The sequence below is a fragment of the Sphingobacterium hotanense genome (assembly GCF_008274825.1).
GTDB classification, from domain to species: Bacteria; Bacteroidota; Bacteroidia; order Sphingobacteriales; family Sphingobacteriaceae; genus Sphingobacterium; species Sphingobacterium hotanense.
The window spans coordinates 486,352-504,034 of sequence record NZ_CP030848.1; the positions used below are offsets into that span (position 1 = coordinate 486,352).

16 protein-coding genes are annotated in these 17,683 nt (G+C 36.5%); 4 read left to right on the top strand and 12 right to left on the bottom strand.

The annotated features are described in order from the left end of the window. Position 1 precedes the first annotated feature (1 nt). The 4 genes from DSM08_RS01975 to DSM08_RS01990 are packed head-to-tail and all read right to left on the bottom strand — an operon-like array spanning position 2 to position 3,728. Positions 2 to 1,999: an McrB family protein gene (locus tag DSM08_RS01975; RefSeq protein WP_149524574.1), complete on the bottom strand. Its 1,998-nt coding sequence runs from the start codon at positions 1,997 to 1,999 to the stop codon at positions 2 to 4. Continuing rightward, positions 1,996 to 3,102, bottom strand: a complete 1,107-nt coding sequence (gene dcm / locus DSM08_RS01980; RefSeq protein WP_149524575.1) for a DNA (cytosine-5-)-methyltransferase — start codon at positions 3,100 to 3,102, stop codon at positions 1,996 to 1,998. Before dcm ends, DSM08_RS01975 begins: the two co-directional genes overlap by 4 nt. Next, positions 3,103 to 3,531 carry a very short patch repair endonuclease gene (locus DSM08_RS01985; protein WP_149524576.1) on the bottom strand — a complete coding sequence of 143 codons (429 nt, stop codon included), beginning with the start codon at positions 3,529 to 3,531 and terminating at the stop codon, positions 3,103 to 3,105. A 2-nt stretch (positions 3,532 to 3,533) separates the two neighbouring features. Continuing rightward, a complete protein-coding gene (locus DSM08_RS01990; RefSeq protein ID WP_149524577.1) occupies positions 3,534 to 3,728 on the bottom strand; it encodes a helix-turn-helix domain-containing protein in 195 nt (64 codons plus the stop codon). Positions 3,729 to 4,358: 630 nt separating this feature from the next. Between DSM08_RS01990 and erm(F) the strand changes: the two genes are divergently transcribed. Continuing rightward, positions 4,359 to 5,159: a 23S rRNA (adenine(2058)-N(6))-methyltransferase Erm(F) gene (gene erm(F), locus DSM08_RS01995; protein WP_015431539.1), complete on the top strand. Its 801-nt coding sequence runs from the start codon at positions 4,359 to 4,361 to the stop codon at positions 5,157 to 5,159. A gap of 359 nt (positions 5,160 to 5,518) precedes the next feature. Here the strand turns inward: erm(F) and DSM08_RS02000 are convergent, their stop codons facing one another. From DSM08_RS02000 to DSM08_RS02030, 6 genes are all read right to left on the bottom strand, one after another. After that, positions 5,519 to 6,382 carry an aminoglycoside 6-adenylyltransferase AadS gene (locus DSM08_RS02000; RefSeq protein WP_003013318.1) on the bottom strand — a complete coding sequence of 288 codons (864 nt, stop codon included), beginning with the start codon at positions 6,380 to 6,382 and terminating at the stop codon, positions 5,519 to 5,521. A 329-nt stretch (positions 6,383 to 6,711) separates the two neighbouring features. After that, a complete protein-coding gene (lnu(I), locus tag DSM08_RS02005) occupies positions 6,712 to 7,482 on the bottom strand; it encodes a lincosamide nucleotidyltransferase Lnu(I) (protein WP_149524578.1) in 771 nt (256 codons plus the stop codon). 470 nt (positions 7,483 to 7,952) lie between these two features. Beyond that, positions 7,953 to 8,399: an NAD(+)--rifampin ADP-ribosyltransferase gene (gene arr / locus DSM08_RS02010; RefSeq protein ID WP_010257556.1), complete on the bottom strand. Its 447-nt coding sequence runs from the start codon at positions 8,397 to 8,399 to the stop codon at positions 7,953 to 7,955. 9 nt (positions 8,400 to 8,408) lie between these two features. Further along, a complete protein-coding gene (locus DSM08_RS02015) occupies positions 8,409 to 8,870 on the bottom strand; it encodes a MarR family winged helix-turn-helix transcriptional regulator (RefSeq protein WP_010257559.1) in 462 nt (153 codons plus the stop codon). Between the two features lie 493 nt (positions 8,871 to 9,363). Beyond that, positions 9,364 to 9,867 (bottom strand): dihydrofolate reductase, encoded by a 504-nt coding sequence (locus DSM08_RS02020; RefSeq protein ID WP_126731990.1) that lies wholly within the window; start codon positions 9,865 to 9,867, stop codon positions 9,364 to 9,366. 266 nt (positions 9,868 to 10,133) lie between these two features. After that, positions 10,134 to 10,958: a class D beta-lactamase OXA-347 gene (locus DSM08_RS02030; RefSeq protein WP_004295324.1), complete on the bottom strand. Its 825-nt coding sequence runs from the start codon at positions 10,956 to 10,958 to the stop codon at positions 10,134 to 10,136. Between the two features lie 363 nt (positions 10,959 to 11,321). Here DSM08_RS02030 and catB point away from each other — a divergent pair, with 363 nt between their 5' ends. Both catB and DSM08_RS02040 read left to right on the top strand, forming a co-directional pair. Further along, positions 11,322 to 11,951, top strand: coding sequence for a type B chloramphenicol O-acetyltransferase (gene catB / locus DSM08_RS02035; RefSeq protein WP_010256763.1), 630 nt, complete (start codon positions 11,322 to 11,324; stop codon positions 11,949 to 11,951). Between the two features lie 133 nt (positions 11,952 to 12,084). Next, on the top strand, positions 12,085 to 13,533 hold the full coding sequence (locus DSM08_RS02040) for an IS1182 family transposase (RefSeq protein ID WP_149527614.1): 1,449 nt from the start codon (positions 12,085 to 12,087) through the stop codon (positions 13,531 to 13,533). Positions 13,534 to 13,932: 399 nt separating this feature from the next. Here DSM08_RS02040 and tet(X) (DSM08_RS02045) read toward each other — a convergent pair whose 3' ends face one another. Together tet(X) (DSM08_RS02045) and tet(X) (DSM08_RS02050) are read right to left on the bottom strand one after the other, a co-directional pair. Then, entirely contained in the window at positions 13,933 to 15,099 is a 1,167-nt protein-coding gene (gene tet(X), locus DSM08_RS02045) for a tetracycline-inactivating monooxygenase Tet(X) (RefSeq protein WP_005783159.1), read from the bottom strand. Between the two features lie 160 nt (positions 15,100 to 15,259). After that, the gene (gene tet(X) / locus DSM08_RS02050; protein WP_005783159.1) at positions 15,260 to 16,426 is read right to left on the bottom strand and encodes a tetracycline-inactivating monooxygenase Tet(X); all 1,167 of its coding nucleotides are present in this window, start codon (positions 16,424 to 16,426) and stop codon (positions 15,260 to 15,262) included. A 348-nt stretch (positions 16,427 to 16,774) separates the two neighbouring features. On the opposite strand from tet(X) (DSM08_RS02050), the gene DSM08_RS02055 reads away from it, so the two are divergent. Next, complete coding sequence (locus tag DSM08_RS02055) at positions 16,775 to 17,614, top strand: tyrosine-type recombinase/integrase (RefSeq protein WP_149524580.1); 840 nt, start codon at positions 16,775 to 16,777, stop codon at positions 17,612 to 17,614. Positions 17,615 to 17,683: the final 69 nt, after the last annotated feature.

A 17,683-nucleotide genomic window follows, 5' to 3' on the forward strand; every position in this document is an offset into this window, starting at 1 on the left:
ATTACGCTTCAGCAAAACTGGCAAAACCGTTATCAATTGCTCCCCGATACATGCGTGTTATTTTTTCAAGGGAAAGCGGATAAAGCACATTTGCGCCATTGAAATCAAAGTCAGCGTTTTCAAAAACATCTTTAATGATTTTGACATCACCGGCTATGCAAAATGAGCCCAACGTTTCCAATACCGGACACAACTTTCTGCGTGAACCGTGCAGCTTGGGCAATAGCTTCTGTATGATAGCAACATCAATCTTTTGATTGGTTGTAAGCGTATTATCCAAAACAGTAAGCTGATGAATCAAACGCAGAATTTCTGTTGCACTGCGGTAGCCAAATTCTGCTCCGGTTTTCTTTAACTCGCCAAAGAACTGAACCAAAGCCGCATTGATTTCGGTAATATCAGCGGTTGCAAATTCTCTGCTTGCAGTCATTTCCAGAAAGTTCTTAGCCATACCGGCTCCTTTGCCGGTAAGGGCATCCATGTTAATGTCTCTGATATTGCTGAGAAAGTTTTTCATTTCATCCTGCGTAACCCTGAACTCAATGGTATTGGCTCTGTCGAGCACCTTAGGGCTGAACATGTTTGTAGTTTCATCAATGTTCACGGTGCCGATGATGAACAGATTGGAAGGAACCTTCAATTTTGCTGGAACACCGTTTTGTACCGTTCCTTCAGCATACAACGGAATTTCTTCCTTTGATTCCATTACACTCAGAAAGTCGGCAAAATACCGTTCTACATGGCTCAGATTCATTTCGTCCAAGATCAGAAAATGCGGCAGGTCGGGCTGATTGTTGGCCTGAATAATTAAGTCAAGTACTCCACTATCGGGCTTCACATATTCTTCAGACTTCAGTGCATTGGGATAACCCAGCAAAGGTTCACGGTTGGTCCAGTCGGCACCCACAGGGATAATTCGATACTGACTTTCATCCTGACAAATCCACTGCACAAAAGCCTGTGCCAGTTTAGTTTTACCGGAACCGGAAAGACCAGTTAGGATGACGAAAGGTTTGGTGAGAAGAGAGGCTGTAAATCTTGTGATTAATTTGTTTGAATAACTTAATCCGGAAAATTCAAGTTCAGTAAGGAAATTTTCAATAACAAACTTTACATTGGGTACATTTTCAAGTTTTATCAGATAGTAAATTCCATCTTTTCTTTTAATGCGAAATTCCGGATATTTCTTCTCAAAAAAGAATTTTAAATTAGAAAAAGAAAGGCTATAGTCACCTTCGCCATTCCATTGAGTTGTAAAATAATAGAACTTATTGCTTTCAATAAGAATAGGTTCCTCAAAATATCGAATAGTGTTTGAAGATGTAAGAGATTCTTTAGTTTGTAATGACGAAAATTCGCCAATTAGTCTTTTGAATATGTCAAAATCATGCGAAATGAAATTAACTCCATTTATTACAGATGCATTTTGTTTTGTGGAATCAAGTATTTCATGCCAATCATTTCCAAAGAAATATGTAAAAATATACTTTGCGAATTCTCTTATTGATTTGTCTTTATAGGCAACATTTTCTTGTTGGGTTGTTGAATTTGCAGATTCTTCTTTTGGTAAATATAGTTGTGCTAATTTGTTTAGTTTATCAAATGCATTTTCAAGAGGACCATCTTCTATTTCCATATATTGATCTGTATCAATATTTTCTAGTTTAGGTGAATTGGCCCAAGCAATAATTTTACTAATTGTCGTAAACAATGGTTTAGTTTGAACTGTGGACATTGCATTTGCAGGTCCATCTGAATAAAATTCACTACCTAAGTCTCTCCATTCCTTTTCAATATAGTTTTTATGAGCCCTAAAGGAATTAATATTCGACTTAATATCTTTAATGATTGTGATAAAAGAATCAAGACCAAGTGTAAATTCTTTTACGGTTCCTCTTTTACCGGAATTACTAAACGTAATATTTCCTCCAACATCACTTTGTGTTGCAGTGAATGACGATGAGGAATTTTTGCTTTCCAAATATTCTTTAAGTGTCATATTGATAAAAGTTGACTTATGATTTCTTTTGCGAGAGTTTTTACAACAGGAACAGAAACACTATTCCCAAACTGTTTGTAAGCTTGGTTGTCCGAAACGGGTATTTCATACCAACTATCTATAGGATAGCCTTGCAGCCTGGCTGCCTCAAATGGATGAAGCTTTCTTGGTCTGTCCGCTCTTCCGTTATTTCCTGTTTGTTCTATGAGAATTTCACTACCGTCTTTATAGTACCTTGCTGAAATGGTACTTGTATAGGGCGATTTGGCATTAAAAAGTGAATAGCCAAAGCCATTACCTTTTTCTGCATGTTCAATTCTTCTTCGTTTATGTCCTGACCAAAGCTTTTCTGAAATTGTATATGTCTTCTTATACTTTTTCTCAAGTTTTTCCAATTCTTTATCCTTTAAGAGAATATCACCAACGAAAATTCTTTTTGCTTCCTCGTCTCGTTTCTCTTTTTCAAAAATTACTTCATTGTCTTCGGTTAGCCCAAATGGAAATTTAAAGTCAGTCTTTTTTATTGCATCTTTGTACCATGCTACTATGAAAATTCTTTCTCTGTTTTGAGGAACGCCAAAGTGTTTACTGTTCAGAACTTCAGCGGCAACTTCATATCCCAATTCGTTTAGAGTTCGCTTTATAACTTTGAATGTGTTACCCTTGTCATGGTTTTTAAAACCTTTGACATTTTCTAAAAGAAGAATTTTAGGTATTGAAACTTTTTTATTGAGTTTGTTTGCTTCAATTTTAGACTTGACAATTTCTTTGATATTGAAAAACAAGGTTCCTCTTGTGTCATCAAATCCTTTTTTTAAGCCTGCATGTGAAAATGGCTGGCATGGAAAGCCCGCACATAAAATATCAAAATCAGGAATCTTAGAATAATCAAGTTTTGGGTCGGTTATGTCTTCATTAAAATTTCCGTTTTCAAAAATCTCTGGGGAAATTTTAATGAAGTTATGTTCATAAGTTTGGCGGGCAAATTTGTCAATCTCTGAAGCGAAAACACATCTGCCACCATTCTCATGCATGGCGATATGAAATCCTCCAATTCCGGCAAACAGGTCAATGAATCTGAATTCCTTTTTCTTTTTGGCCATTTAGTTTTTAGCTTCTTTAGTTATTGTAAACAAAATATTTTCAAGCGTTGTATTTCTTTTCTCCGGTTTTAACTCACATTCCCAAATGACTGTTGAGTTCCATCCGCTTTCTTTCAAATCCTTCATTGCTTTGATGTCCCTTTTTATTGTTTCTTCAATTTTATCCCGCCACCATTCAGTTCTTGTTTTAGGCAACACAAAATACTTGCATCCTTTATGTCCATGCCAGAAACAACCGTTCACAAAAATTACTGTATGATATTTAGCAAGCGTTAAATCGGGTTTTCCTGGCAAGTTTTTGTTGTGCAGTCTGTATCTTATGCCGTGCGCATGGAGATACTTCCTCAAAAGCATTTCTGGCTTTGTGTCAGTTCCCTTAATTCTGCTCATGTTGTAGCTACGGGTTGCCTTGTCGTGTACATCTGCCATACTTATTTCTTAGTGGAAACAATTAACTCCTTGATATCCACATCAAGAATATTTGCAATCTCTGTCAATACTTCAAGTCTTGGTTGTTGTCGGTTTTTAACATAGCCGTTCACCATGTTGTAACTTTTTCCAAGCTTGTCAGCCAACCAAGTTTGCTTAATTCCTTTCTCTTCAAGTACTTCCTTTATTCGGTTCATTTCCGCATAAATTTAAGCTGCTAAAATAGCCCAAATATTTCTATTATCTCATTTTTCAATATAAATATCATTCGTTTCCTTGTTAGTCTGTCCGAGCGTGGGCAAAAAAATAGGCTCTTTTGGTTTTTTTGCGTTTGGCTTGTGGGTCGGCAAAAACCAAATGTGCCTATTTGCGCGTTGGCTTTTTCAGCATGGCATACAACGTTTCTCAGCTATACGCAGGCAGGGATTTTAACCACTGAACTTCCTACGAAGAACTGAACTTCAAATTTACCACTTTCCTGTCTTACGAAGCACGAACCCCCTGCTTGCGTATAGGTGATGTTATGCGGTCGGCTTTCATTTTCTCTTCTTTCTCGTTAATTTGTCAAGCAAAGTTACTAAATTTGCAGTCAAGCAATTTCAATTTTTGAATTATGTATTTCAGCAGACCTTGGACTTCTATCTAAGTGATAGGCAGTCCTGAATAAATTCCAATCAATCTTTTAGGGCAAGACAATCAGTCTATGCTTTGTGTGTGCTGTCATTTTTTTTGATGGCATTGCTTTGTCGTAGTTGCTCTGTCGGGTAATACTGTCTATTCACTTCTCTGTGATTTGAATTCAAGTATTCACCTGTAAGAAGTTACTAATGACAAAAAAGAAATTGCCCGTTCGTTTTACGGGTCAGCACTTTACTATTGATAAAGTGCTAATAAAAGATGCAATAAGACAAGCAAATATAAGTAATCAGGATACGGTTTTAGATATTGGGGCAGGCAAGGGGTTTCTTACTGTTCATTTACTAAAAATCGCCAACAATGTTGTTGCTATTGAAAACGACACAGCTTTGGTTGAACATTTACGAAAATTATTTTCTGATGCCCGAAATGTTCAAGTTGTCGGTTGTGATTTTAGGAATTTTGCAGTTCCGAAATTTCCTTTCAAAGTGGTGTCAAATATTCCTTATGGCATTACTTCCGATATTTTCAAAATCCTGATGTTTGAGAGTCTTGGAAATTTTCTGGGAGGTTCCATTGTCCTTCAGTTAGAACCTACACAAAAGTTATTTTCGAGGAAGCTTTACAATCCATATACCGTTTTCTATCATACTTTTTTTGATTTGAAACTTGTCTATGAGGTAGGTCCTGAAAGTTTCTTGCCACCGCCAACTGTCAAATCAGCCCTGTTAAACATTAAAAGAAAACACTTATTTTTTGATTTTAAGTTTAAAGCCAAATACTTAGCATTTATTTCCTGTCTGTTAGAGAAACCTGATTTATCTGTAAAAACAGCTTTAAAGTCGATTTTCAGGAAAAGTCAGGTCAGGTCAATTTCGGAAAAATTCGGTTTAAACCTTAATGCTCAAATTGTTTGTTTGTCTCCAAGTCAATGGGTAAACTGTTTTTTGGAAATGCTGGAAGTTGTCCCTGAAAAATTTCATCCTTCGTAGTTCAAAGTCGGGTGGTTGTCAAGATGATTTTTTTGGTTTGGTGTCGTCTTTTAAGCTGCCGCATAATGGCTCGGCGAATTGGCGAAGTAGCGAAGCTGTATCGAAGATACAAAAGCGGAGCTATTTAGCCAAGTCGCTTGTTGTAAGCAGTCCGCGAAGCGGCGGCTTACGGCAAGCGACGTAAGTCGCCGAGCCATTGTTAGCAAGGAGCGCAGCGGATTGCTAACGTGCCGCGTATTGGCGATGGGCGGGATTTTTAGCACTGAACTTTAATCGAAGAACAGAAGTTGAATTTTGCACTTCCGTTGATACGAAGCCGTTCAGCCCGCCTATTGCCAATACGATGTTGTACGACGTAGTTATGTTTTGGGTTTTAGTCCAGCTAAATATTTTCGTATGTCATTTTCTAATTTATCCGGGTATTTGTACTCTAATTTTTTTGACAATTCAGTTCCTATTTCTGAAACTAAATCAGTCATTGAAAATAGAGCAGTCCAATTTTCCTTTATATCGCTCCCTGAAAATGTTTGTTCTGTTTTAGCCCACATTTCCTGGTTAAGATACTTTTTGAAAAGTCGTCCATATTTATTGGTCGTTATGTTCCAATTGTGTTCACTTGCAATGTGCCATTCAATTAAAGGAATTAAATATTCTGTGCGAATAACGGTTTCCGACATAAATTTCGCATAGAATATTTCATCTCTCACAAGACACTTTGCCACGTAAGTTGTGTCCCACCAAAAATCGTTTATTAGATTTTGAAACTCTTTTTCAGACGGTTTTTTGATAATGGAAATTTGATAAGTTGGTTTCAGCATTTGCTTTGTAATACCATCTTTATCAATTAAAATTTTATAACCAATATCCCAATCTTCTGGTAATTCTTTCTCTTGCGTTTCCTTTATAAATTTTGATTTGCTGTAAAGTTTAAAATCTACTTTCACACCGTCTTCATAAAGTAGCATTTTCATTGCGTGTTTATGGTTAAAACAACTTTCGTCTTCTTCAATCATAGCAATTGGATTTCCGAATTTAAGCGTCCAGCTTTTGTCTGAAATGTAATTTGTATTATCCTCAAAAACAAATTCAATGTCTAAATCACTAAATTCGTCAACAAGTGCTAAAGGATTTACAAGTGAACTTGTCAGAAGAAGAACTCTTACATCTTCGTTTTTCTCCGACCATTCTATAATTGTTCTTAACTTTTCTTCTCTGACTTTCATTTTGTTTGGTTCGGTTTTACTATGTCGTACAATGGCTCGGCGAATTGGCGAAGTAGCGAAGCTGTATCGAAGATACAAAAGCGGAGCTATTTAGCCAAGTCGCTTGTTGTAAGCAGTCCGCGAAGCGGCGGCTTACGGCAAGCGACGTAAGTCGCCGAGCCATTGTTAGCAAGGAGCGCAGCGGATTGCTAACAACGGTCAAGTATAAGCGTAGTGCGGGTTTTCGGAGCAATACACTGTCCGCCAACACGAACTTTGATAGATGGCAAAATACTAAATTTTAGCCACTTCGCCCGCATTACGCTTATACAATGTTGGCGGTAGTTTATTTATTCAATTCTCCTTAATACCCCCTTTAATTTTGCTTCAACTCCAAGATTATCAAAAAGTTTTTCAGTCAATGTTAATGTCTTCTTGAAAGCTGTTTTAATATCTGTCGGATCTAATTCTGATGTTGTCTGCTGAAATAACGAATACCAATCTGGATCTATGTCTTTTTCCAAGTTTTTTGTTGGACTTTCCCAATGTTTGGTTTGGTATGTTTCAATTCTTATTAACCAAAGTAAATATTTTTGAACATTTGATAAGCTTTGGTAAGCGTGAGCAAATTCCTGTCGTTTAATTAAGTTGCTTGTTGTAAGTAAAACATTCAACAACGATTGGCTCAACCACAGGATATTTTCATTTGTTGTTCGATCAGGTACTTTAGTTTTTATTTCTTTGAGCGTGTTAGTCAATAAATCTTCTTTATCTACTAAAATCATCTTGTCAAAGTCGCTAAACTCTACCGATCCGTCCCACGATTTGATAACTTCCATTTGGTCGTTTGTCAAAAAATGAAACTCCCCCCTTATCATATTTTCAAAAATGGCAACTTCACTTCCAAACTCGTTGGTAAAATATAATGCCAAAGGATGAATTTGGCTTACCCAATTTTCAGCGGAAAATTTTTCTTTATCCTTCAAGAAGATGTAGAATTCAATATCTGAATATTTGTCCCCTTCATTTTTGGTAAATGACCCGTACATAAATACGGCAGAAATATTTTTATCATTTTGAGCTATTGACTTTGTTTTGTCAATCATTTGTAGCTGTGTCATTTTCTAATTTTTTAATATTAACAATCGCCCTTTCTACTTTGCGTATTAAAGGATATTTCAATTCTTATTCTATCTTACAGTTACTTATAGCTTCATTTTCTTGAATGTTTTTCGTTGTTAATTGTTTCTTCAAATTACCGCCAATGGCTCGGCGAATTGGCGAAGTAGCGAAGCTGTATCGAAGATACAAAAGCGGAGCTATTTAGCCAAGTCGCTTGTTGTAAGCAGTCCGCGAAGCGGCGGCTTACGGCAAGCGACGTAAGTCGCCGAGCCATTGTTAGCAAGGAGCGCAGCGGATTGCTAACAACGGTTTGGGTATTTGCGATGGCACGGCATTTGAAAACCGTCAGCCGAAAATATGCACAAAAGTTGATAGTAGTACAAATGTTCAATTACTTCCGTCAGTCGTGCTATTGCAAATACCATGTTAGCGGGTCGTTGTTCTATGTCAAATAATAATTGTTTATTCATTAGTCTATAATAACATTCTTCCCTTGTTCTCTAAGTTTTTCCAGTCCATCTTTCATAGCTTTAATCTCTTCAAGGGTATGTCCGTGCCAACCGGTTACTTCTCCAACAACTTTAAAAGGATGTTTCGAACGATAGGATTTTGTGGGATTACCAGGAAATTTTTTGTCCGTTACGTTGGGGTCATCTTCTATGTCGCCTGTTGCTTCTACTAAATAAATCCTTTCACGTCCGTTGCCCAAAGCAAGTTCTGCTCCTAATATTGCAGTATTCAGTGTAGCCGAAACATAAATATGCTTTAATATTCTGTTTTCTTCATAATTACTGTTGAAACCTACTTGAATGAAATCGCCAATTTTCAAGTCAGCCTTTGTTCCGTGAAAATAGGTTTGAGCAAACGGTGTAGGAATATGAAGTACGGCTTTATCTTCTATTTTGGTTGTGTTCATAGTTATTTCTTATTGTTTCTCGTTTACTTTTTCAATTTCTTTATTCATCAACTCCAATGCTTTGTGGAAGTATTTTTCTAAAATGTTTAATTCATCACTATTGAATGACACAAAAAGGTCGTGTGTTTTGTTTTGGTAGTTACTATAAAATGGTGTAACCAACTTTGTTATTCTATCAATATTGGGAACTATGATTATTTTCCGCCTGTCAGTTTTGTCGGGCTGTCTTTTTACGAGTTTTTTGTTTTCAAACCGGTCTATTAGCCCTGTAACCGAACCTGTTGTTAACCCTGTAAGTAGGGCAAGTTCACCTGCTGTCATTTGACCTTTTTGAATTAAGAAACCTAAATATTTATGGTCAGTGCCAGTCAGTCCAATTTTTCTACCAATGCTTTCGTGCATTTGAATAGATGTGTAGGCATAAAGTTGGCTCAATTTCCTTAAGTTGATGATTTTTTCTTTGACAGGCATAAATCTTGTTAACCATTTATCTTGACAACAAAGATAATATATTTTTTTGGTAGTTACCTAAAATGTTTGATTCAAAATTTAAGGATAGTTGATTTTGGTTTGTCTGTCAGGGATGGGTGTCGCTCTACAATGCCCGCTAATGGCTCGGCGAATTGGCGAAGTAGCGAAGCTGTATCGAAGATACAAAAGCGGAGCTATTTAGCCAAGTCGCTTGTTGTAAGCAGTCCGCGAAGCGGCGGCTTACGGCAAGCGACGTAAGTCGCCGAGCCATTGTTAGCAAGGAGCGCAGCGGATTGCTAACAACGGTTCGGGGTTTGGTGAAGGTGGGGTTTAGAAAGTAATAAAGTACAAATTTAGCACAAAAGCTAATAGAAAGTACAAATGTTCAGCCTAGCACTAAAGCCCCACTTTTGCCAAACCCATGTTATCGGCATGTGCTATTTTCTGTCCGAATTTATATCGTTCAAGTCTGCACAAGCCTTTTTCAATGTGATTATTTTCTTGACGATGTTCTTTCATATTCTACAATTTTAAATGAGTATTGATGTTTATTGTCTGACTCTCTAAAAATGGAATTCATAATTGTCCACTCACTAAGTTGAAAGTGGGGAAAAAAGGTGTCGCCTTTTAGTTCACAATTTACATGTGTTATATAAAGTCTGTCAGCAATAATTATCAATTGAGTATAAATTTCTTCGCCACCACAGATAAAAAGTTCAGCCTCTCCGTTTTGCTTTGCATATTCTAAACCTTCATCAATTGAGTTTACAATTACGCATTCACTATCTTGGAATTTACTGTCTCTTGTTACAACAATAATCTTTCTATCCTTCAATTTTTTTCCTAACGACTGATACGTCTTTCTTCCCATCAGCACAAAATGTCCTAAGGTTTTAGTTTTAAAATACTTCAAGTCCTCAGGCAAATGCCATAGTAAGCTATTGTTTAAACCAATTGCATTGTTTTTTTCTATTGCACTTATTAATGAAATTAGCATTCCTTCAAATTTATTGGTTTAATAGTTTCTTTGAAATGAATTGTCATGAAATGTCGTTTTAGTGAATTTTCGTTGTCAATTTCTTGTCGGTCAGTTTGATGTTGACTGGTCGTCCAAGCATTGCCGATAACGAAAAATGGTAGCCGTAGTTGCCGGATTTACAGCACTTTCGTATCAATTTAGCACTTCGGTTCGTTAAAAGCACCAAAGTATCAAGTTGGCACGAAAGCCGGCAATTATCGGCTACCATATGTTAGTGGCATTTATCATTTCATTATATTCATTTGCTTTAACGCATTTTTTGTTACATTAATTCTCGATGAAATAAAATCATCAACATTCAATCCGTCTGTCGGAATTACATTTGTTGCAAAAAAATAAACATTAGATTTTGTTTCAACATAACCAACAAACCAACCATTATATTTTTCTTCTATCGAACTTAATCCAGTCTTACCGCTTAAAATGTAATTTTCAGTTCGCTCAATTTCCATAATATTTTTGACAATCTTTATTGTCCTATCAGAAATTGGAAATTTTGAAAAATAGAATTTCCTTAAAAAGTCGATTTGTTGTTTTTGAGATATTTTTGAATTTCCTTCAAGCCAAAAATTGTCAATCGTTAAACTGTCAAAAATCATATTTTTATACTCAAATTTTTCTAAATATTCTTTCATTTTAATTGTTCCGATTTTCCTTGCAATTTCCTGATAGCAAGGAACACAGGAAATTCTAAAAGCATCTTTAAATGATAAATCTTTTTCCCAAATATCCATTTTTCTCTGCTCGCCATTCCATTTTAAAATAGTTGTATCATTTTCAATAATGCCTAATTCAACAGCAATTATAGAATTTGGAATTTTGAATGTTGATGCAGGTAATTTTCCGTTTTTAGCCCAATCAAAGTCATTTGAGTAAAAAGTATTCTTGTCGTTATCATAAATTAGAATTGAACCATTTACTTGAAAACTATCTAAAATTTTGTCAAAATCAGAAATTTCTGTTTCAATTATGTTTTTATTCGTTGTTGTGTTACAGCAAACAAATAAAAATATCATTGAAATAAAAACTACAAATAAAATATTTTTCATTTATTGTCTAATTATCGTTTGTTTTTGTTGCCACTAACGGGAAACGCATTGGCGAAGTGGCGGATAAATTGAACCGAAAGTTCAATTTAGCAGTGACGTAGCCGATGTGTTTCCACAGAAGCTAAATTATTAAAAAAAAGCTGAATGTGGGACACATTCGGCGGAATAAAAAGCACAAAAGTTGAATTTTGAACTTAACCCGCCATTTTGCCAATGCGATGTTATGTGTAGTTTTTTAGTATCTTTGTCAGATGAAATTATCAGATTAGCAAATTTACTTTACGCAACGTATAGGAAGAGAATAGTTTAGTATTATTCTTCGTTTCCTTATTGTCTCTTATTGTAAATTAAATATGTTAAATAATGAAAAATTACTTCGAAAGTCCTTTTAAAGGAAAAATAATCAAAGACCACATAACTAATCCCAATATAATTTCGGGTAAATATTCTTATTATTCTGGTTATTATCACGGTCATTCATTTGACGATTGTGCTCGTTATCTGTTTCCGGACAGGAATGATGTCGATAAACTAATTATCGGTTCTTATTGTTCAATAGGGAGCGGTGCAAGTTTCATAATGGCAGGTAATCAAGGTCATAAATATGATTGGATTTCCAGTTTTCCATTTTTTTATATGTCTGAATTTGATGTTTTCAGTAAAAGCCAAGATGGATTTCAAAAAGCAGGAGATACAGTTGTTGGGAATGATGTTTGGATTGGTAGTGAAGCTATGATAATGCCAGGAGTTCAGATAGGAGATGGAGCTGTTATTGGCAGTCGTGCTTTGGTTACAAAAGATGTTGAACCTTATTCAATTGTAGGGGGAAATCCAGCCAAATTGATAAAAAAGAGATTTAGTGATGATGACATCCAAAAATTGCAGGAAATGAAATGGTGGGAATGGGATGAAGAAACCCTTTTTGAAGCAATGCCAATTCTTTGTTCAAATAAAATCGATTTGTTGTACAAGTTTTTTAGAAAAATGAAATGATAAAAAGAAGGTTCCGAAATTCGAGGGCACTGAAAAAGTCCCCTTAGAAAATAAAGGTTAAAAAAGGGAGTCGAAAACTGCAGTTTTCTGCTCCCTTTTTCGTATTTTAAGGTAAGCTTTAATGGACATCAGGATGCTCTCTACCCAACAAAAAATACAGTTCAGTTCCTATTCAGGATTGTACGATATCATCGTACCAAAAGATAATCTACTTCGAAAAATCAACGATCTTATCGATTTCAGTTTTATCTATGACGAGCTTTTGGCTAAGTATTGCCAGACGAATGGCCGTACAGCGGAGAGCCCTATCAAGATGTTCAAATACCTTCTGTTAAAAACGATCTACACCGTTTCGGATGTAGATGTCGTTGAACGTTCCAGATATGATATGTCCTTCAAATATTTTCTTGAAATGGCACCAGAGGAGGATGTGATCAATTCAAGTTCGCTTACCAAATTCCGCAAACTACGATTAAAAGATATGGATCTGTTGAACCTGTTGATCAATAAGACGGTAATGATTGCTCTTGAAAAAGGCATTATAAAATCAAAGTCTATTATCGTAGACGCGACCCATACCGTTTCCAGATCGAATCCGCACACAGCATTGGCAGTACTCAGGGAACGCTCCAAACTATTAAGAAAAGCGATATATCAGATTGATGGGGAATACAAGAGGAATCTACCACAAAAGAATGAATCCAACGACCTGGATCAAGAGCTTGCTTATTGCAGGGAATTACAGAGGGTCCTTGATGAAGATCAATCTATCAGTGAAATACCGGCTGTGAAAGAAAAGCTGAATCTGTTGAAGGAAACCATTGAAGACACAAAAGAATACTATCTGCTCTCTAAGGATGATGAGGCCAGACTTGGACACAAGTCAGTGGACAGCAGTTTCTTTGGCTATAAAACACATCTGGCGATGACTGAGGAACGCATCATTACAGCAGCGGTCGTTACTACAGGCGAAAAAGGTGATGGCCCTGAACTACCTAGGTTATTAGAGATCAGCCAGCAGAATGGAATGCAAGTGGATACAATAATAGGTGATGCCGCGTATTCGGGAAAAGAAAATCTTCAGTTGGCAAAAGAACAAAACATTGATATCATCGCTAAATTAAATCCATCCATTACCCAAGGCTTTAGGAAAGATAAAGACAAGTTTGACTATAATAAAGATGCGGATATGTTTGTTTGTCCCGCAGGACATTTGGCCATCCGCAAGGCGCGTCAGGGAAAGAAGGAACAAGGTACAAATCAAACGGAGACCTATTACTTTGATGTGAAGAAATGTAAGGTCTGTCCTCTTAGGGACGGATGTTACAAGCAAGGGGCCAGAACCAAATCCTATTCAGTCTCCATAAAATCCGAACTCCATAGGGATCAGATGGCTTTCCAGCAAACCGATTATTATCGAAGCAAGTCTAAGCAAAGGTATAAGATCGAGGCCAAGAACAGTGAGCTCAAGAATGTCCATGGCTATGGCAGAGCTGATGCTTATGGAATCCATAATATGGAAATGCAGGGCGCAATGGCCATCTTCACCGTAAACCTGAAAAGAATCCTGAAATTGATATAAAAAGGTGGGATATTGCCTCAAAAAAGCCTGGATGGAATGCTAAAAACTCAAATAGCAAGTCCTAGTCGCTTAAACCTTCAATAAGCTCATAAAAAACAAACTTCCAGAAACCCTTTGAACAAAAATGACCGAGTAGGGGAAAACCTATACTCAGTCATTTCTTTAAGTCTCATTAGAAAGTTGAGGCTTTTTCAGTGCCCTCCGAAATTCGGAGCCTTTTTGTTTTAACTGCGTTTGCGGCTAAAATTACACATAACGGCTGGCAAATTGGCGATGGAGCCGACTTTTAGCACAAATGTTGAATAGAATTACTAATCTTCAACATTGCACAAAAGTTCAATAGAAGTACTTCACCGGCTCTATTGCCAATTTGTTTGTTATGTGCCGTTTTATTCCATTTTATACATTTAACAATTGCTGAAACGTAAAGTCGGGTTTAAACATTTCAATTTCGTTTTGAGTTGATTCTTCTTGTGCTTCTTTGCCATAGATAAACATTTGCTGTTCATAATTTTTAACAGCCTCTTCAATGCTATTAAATTTTCCATCGGCTAGATTATCAGACAATATCAAGGCATCCACCAACCCACTATTTACTCCCTGCCCTGCAAAAGGCGGCATCAAATGTGCGGCATCCCCAATCATTGTTATGGGTAATGGGCGCTTGCTTTTCCAAGGCTTTTCTAAAGGAAATATCCGTGTAGCCAATCCTACAAATGACAACGTCGTATGAATCAATTCTTTGTAGCGTTCGTCCCAATCGGAAAATTCTTTCAGAAGAAAATCAACGACACTATTTCTGTTTTGAAAATCTACCTGCGTTTGGTTTTTCCATTCATCAGGTGTTTTAAAACTTATTCCAAAATGCAATGCACCATTATTATTGGGGTTAGCAAATAATAAATTACCTTGGTGAGATGCCATTAGCCGGTTTCCATTGCATAGCTGAAAAAATCCAGGACAGTTTATCTCTGGTTGATGAATATCGGCTTGTATATTGAAAGTACCTGTTTCTTCAACTTCCGTGTCGGTAACAAATTTTCTTACCTTGGACATCCCGCCATTGGCAAGAATAACCAAATCTGCTGTTTCACTCGGTTTATTCTCAAAAGTTAGTGTCCACTTCTTCTTACCAGGTTCAAGCATAACAAGTTTTCTATCCCAAATAACCGTGTCGTTTTCTAAACTATTCAACAAGATAGCCCTTAAGTCATTTCTGTTTATTTCAGGATTGTCAAATCGATTTTCGGGCTTTACATTTTTTGTGGATAAAATATTGCCTTTTTTATCAGCAATATTTACACCCATTGGTAAGGCTAAGTCATAATAAGTTTGTAACAATCCCGCTTTTTTCATTGCTTCCTGACCTGAACCTTTGTGTAGGTCAAGGGTTCCACCAAAAATTCTTGCCTCTCGGTCGTTGTCTCTTTCGTAAACTGAAACGTCTATGCCGTTTTGCTGTAATAATTTTGCCATAGTCAGTCCAACGGGTCCACCACCAATTATTGCAACGTTCTTATCACTAAGTAAATTCATTTGTTTGTCTGTATCTATTCGCATTGTCATTCAAAAATGGCCCATAACGGCTGGCAAATTGGCGATGGAGCCGACTTTTAGCACAAATGTTGAATAGAATTACTAATCTTCAACATTGCACAAAAGTTCAATAGAAGTACTTCACCGGCTCTATTGCCAATTTGTTTGTTATGTGCCGTTTTATTCCATTTTATACATTTAACAATTGCTGAAACGTAAAGTCGGGTTTAAACATTTCAATTTCGTTTTGAGTTGATTCTTCTTGTGCTTCTTTGCCATAGATAAACATTTGCTGTTCATAATTTTTAACAGCCTCTTCAATGCTATTAAATTTTCCATCGGCTAGATTATCAGACAATATCAAGGCATCCACCAACCCACTATTTACTCCCTGCCCTGCAAAAGGCGGCATCAAATGTGCGGCATCCCCAATCATTGTTATGGGTAATGGGCGCTTGCTTTTCCAAGGCTTTTCTAAAGGAAATATCCGTGTAGCCAATCCTACAAATGACAACGTCGTATGAATCAATTCTTTGTAGCGTTCGTCCCAATCGGAAAATTCTTTCAGAAGAAAATCAACGACACTATTTCTGTTTTGAAAATCTACCTGCGTTTGGTTTTTCCATTCATCAGGTGTTTTAAAACTTATTCCAAAATGCAATGCACCATTATTATTGGGGTTAGCAAATAATAAATTACCTTGGTGAGATGCCATTAGCCGGTTTCCATTGCATAGCTGAAAAAATCCAGGACAGTTTATCTCTGGTTGATGAATATCGGCTTGTATATTGAAAGTACCTGTTTCTTCAACTTCCGTGTCGGTAACAAATTTTCTTACCTTGGACATCCCGCCATTGGCAAGAATAACCAAATCTGCTGTTTCACTCGGTTTATTCTCAAAAGTTAGTGTCCACTTCTTCTTACCAGGTTCAAGCATAACAAGTTTTCTATCCCAAATAACCGTGTCGTTTTCTAAACTATTCAACAAGATAGCCCTTAAGTCATTTCTGTTTATTTCAGGATTGTCAAATCGATTTTCGGGCTTTACATTTTTTGTGGATAAAATATTGCCTTTTTTATCAGCAATATTTACACCCATTGGTAAGGCTAAGTCATAATAAGTTTGTAACAATCCCGCTTTTTTCATTGCTTCCTGACCTGAACCTTTGTGTAGGTCAAGGGTTCCACCAAAAATTCTTGCCTCTCGGTCGTTGTCTCTTTCGTAAACTGAAACGTCTATGCCGTTTTGCTGTAATAATTTTGCCATAGTCAGTCCAACGGGTCCACCACCAATTATTGCAACGTTCTTATCACTAAGTAAATTCATTTGTTTGTCTGTATCTATTCGCATTGTCATTCAAAAATGGCCCATAACGGCTCGGCGAATTGGCGAAGTAGCGAAGCTGTATCGAAGATACAAAAGCGGAGCTATTTAGCCAAGTCGCTTGTTGTAAGCAGTCCGCGAAGCGGCGGCTTACGGCAAGCGACGTAAGTCGCCGAGCCATTGTTAGCAAGGAGCGCAGCGGATTGCTAACAACATCTGTTTTAACGAAACGAATATACGGAAAATTTCGCTTAACCAACCCTATATACGTGTTTCGTTATTTGACTTTTCTTTCTACATAAGATATTGATATATTTATATTTAAAAAATAAAACCGCACAAATAGCGAAACAAAATATTATAAAATACTATTTCCCTGATATGAATAGCGAAATCATACTTGAAACCTTCGAAAAGAGATTGCTGATGCAGAGATATGCTGCCAATACCATTAGATCGTACAAGGATTACGCTAGTATATTTCTTAAACATGTTAGCAAATATCCCTCCCTTGAAGAAATTCCACTGTCAGATATTGAGGCGTTTATAAACGAAAAAGTTCAAAATGGGAAAATTAGTGTTTCCTATCAAAAAGGATTAGTGGGCGCAATCAAGAAGATGTACGAACTGATATTGGACAAAAAAATCCAACTGGATTACTTATACCCGAAACGCTCATTTTCTAAATTACCTAAATTCTTTTCAAAAGAAGAAGTAAGAAATATTCTCGATAACACTCAAAATCTAAAACACAAGGCTATTCTGATGACAATCTATAGTTGTGGACTACGTCTTAGCGAACTGTTGAATCTCAAAATCAAAGACATAAAATCTTCCGATGGAATTATCAGAATCCATCAAAGCAAAGGCAATAAAGATCGGATTGTATCATTACCAGACAAATTGCTGGCGACTTTGAGACATTATTATCAAGCATTCAAGCCAAAGGAGTACCTCTTCGAAGGTGAGAAGGGTGGCAAGTATAGCGAACGAAGTGTACAGTTGATTCTGAAAAAAGCATTGATCAAAGCAAATGTTCAGTCGGAAGGCTCTGTACATACATTGCGACATTCTTATGCCACACATTTAATCCAATCAGGTATCGATATCCGAATTGTAAAAGAGTTATTGGGTCATGAAAATATAAAAACGACTATGATCTACACTCATATCACTGACATAGACAAGCAAAAGACTCCTAGCCCTCTTGATTTTTTATAAGAATAAGATGAACTTTTCACGCTCTATAGAAACAAGCATTATGTTCCAATCATTCTTTAAGAAGGGTTA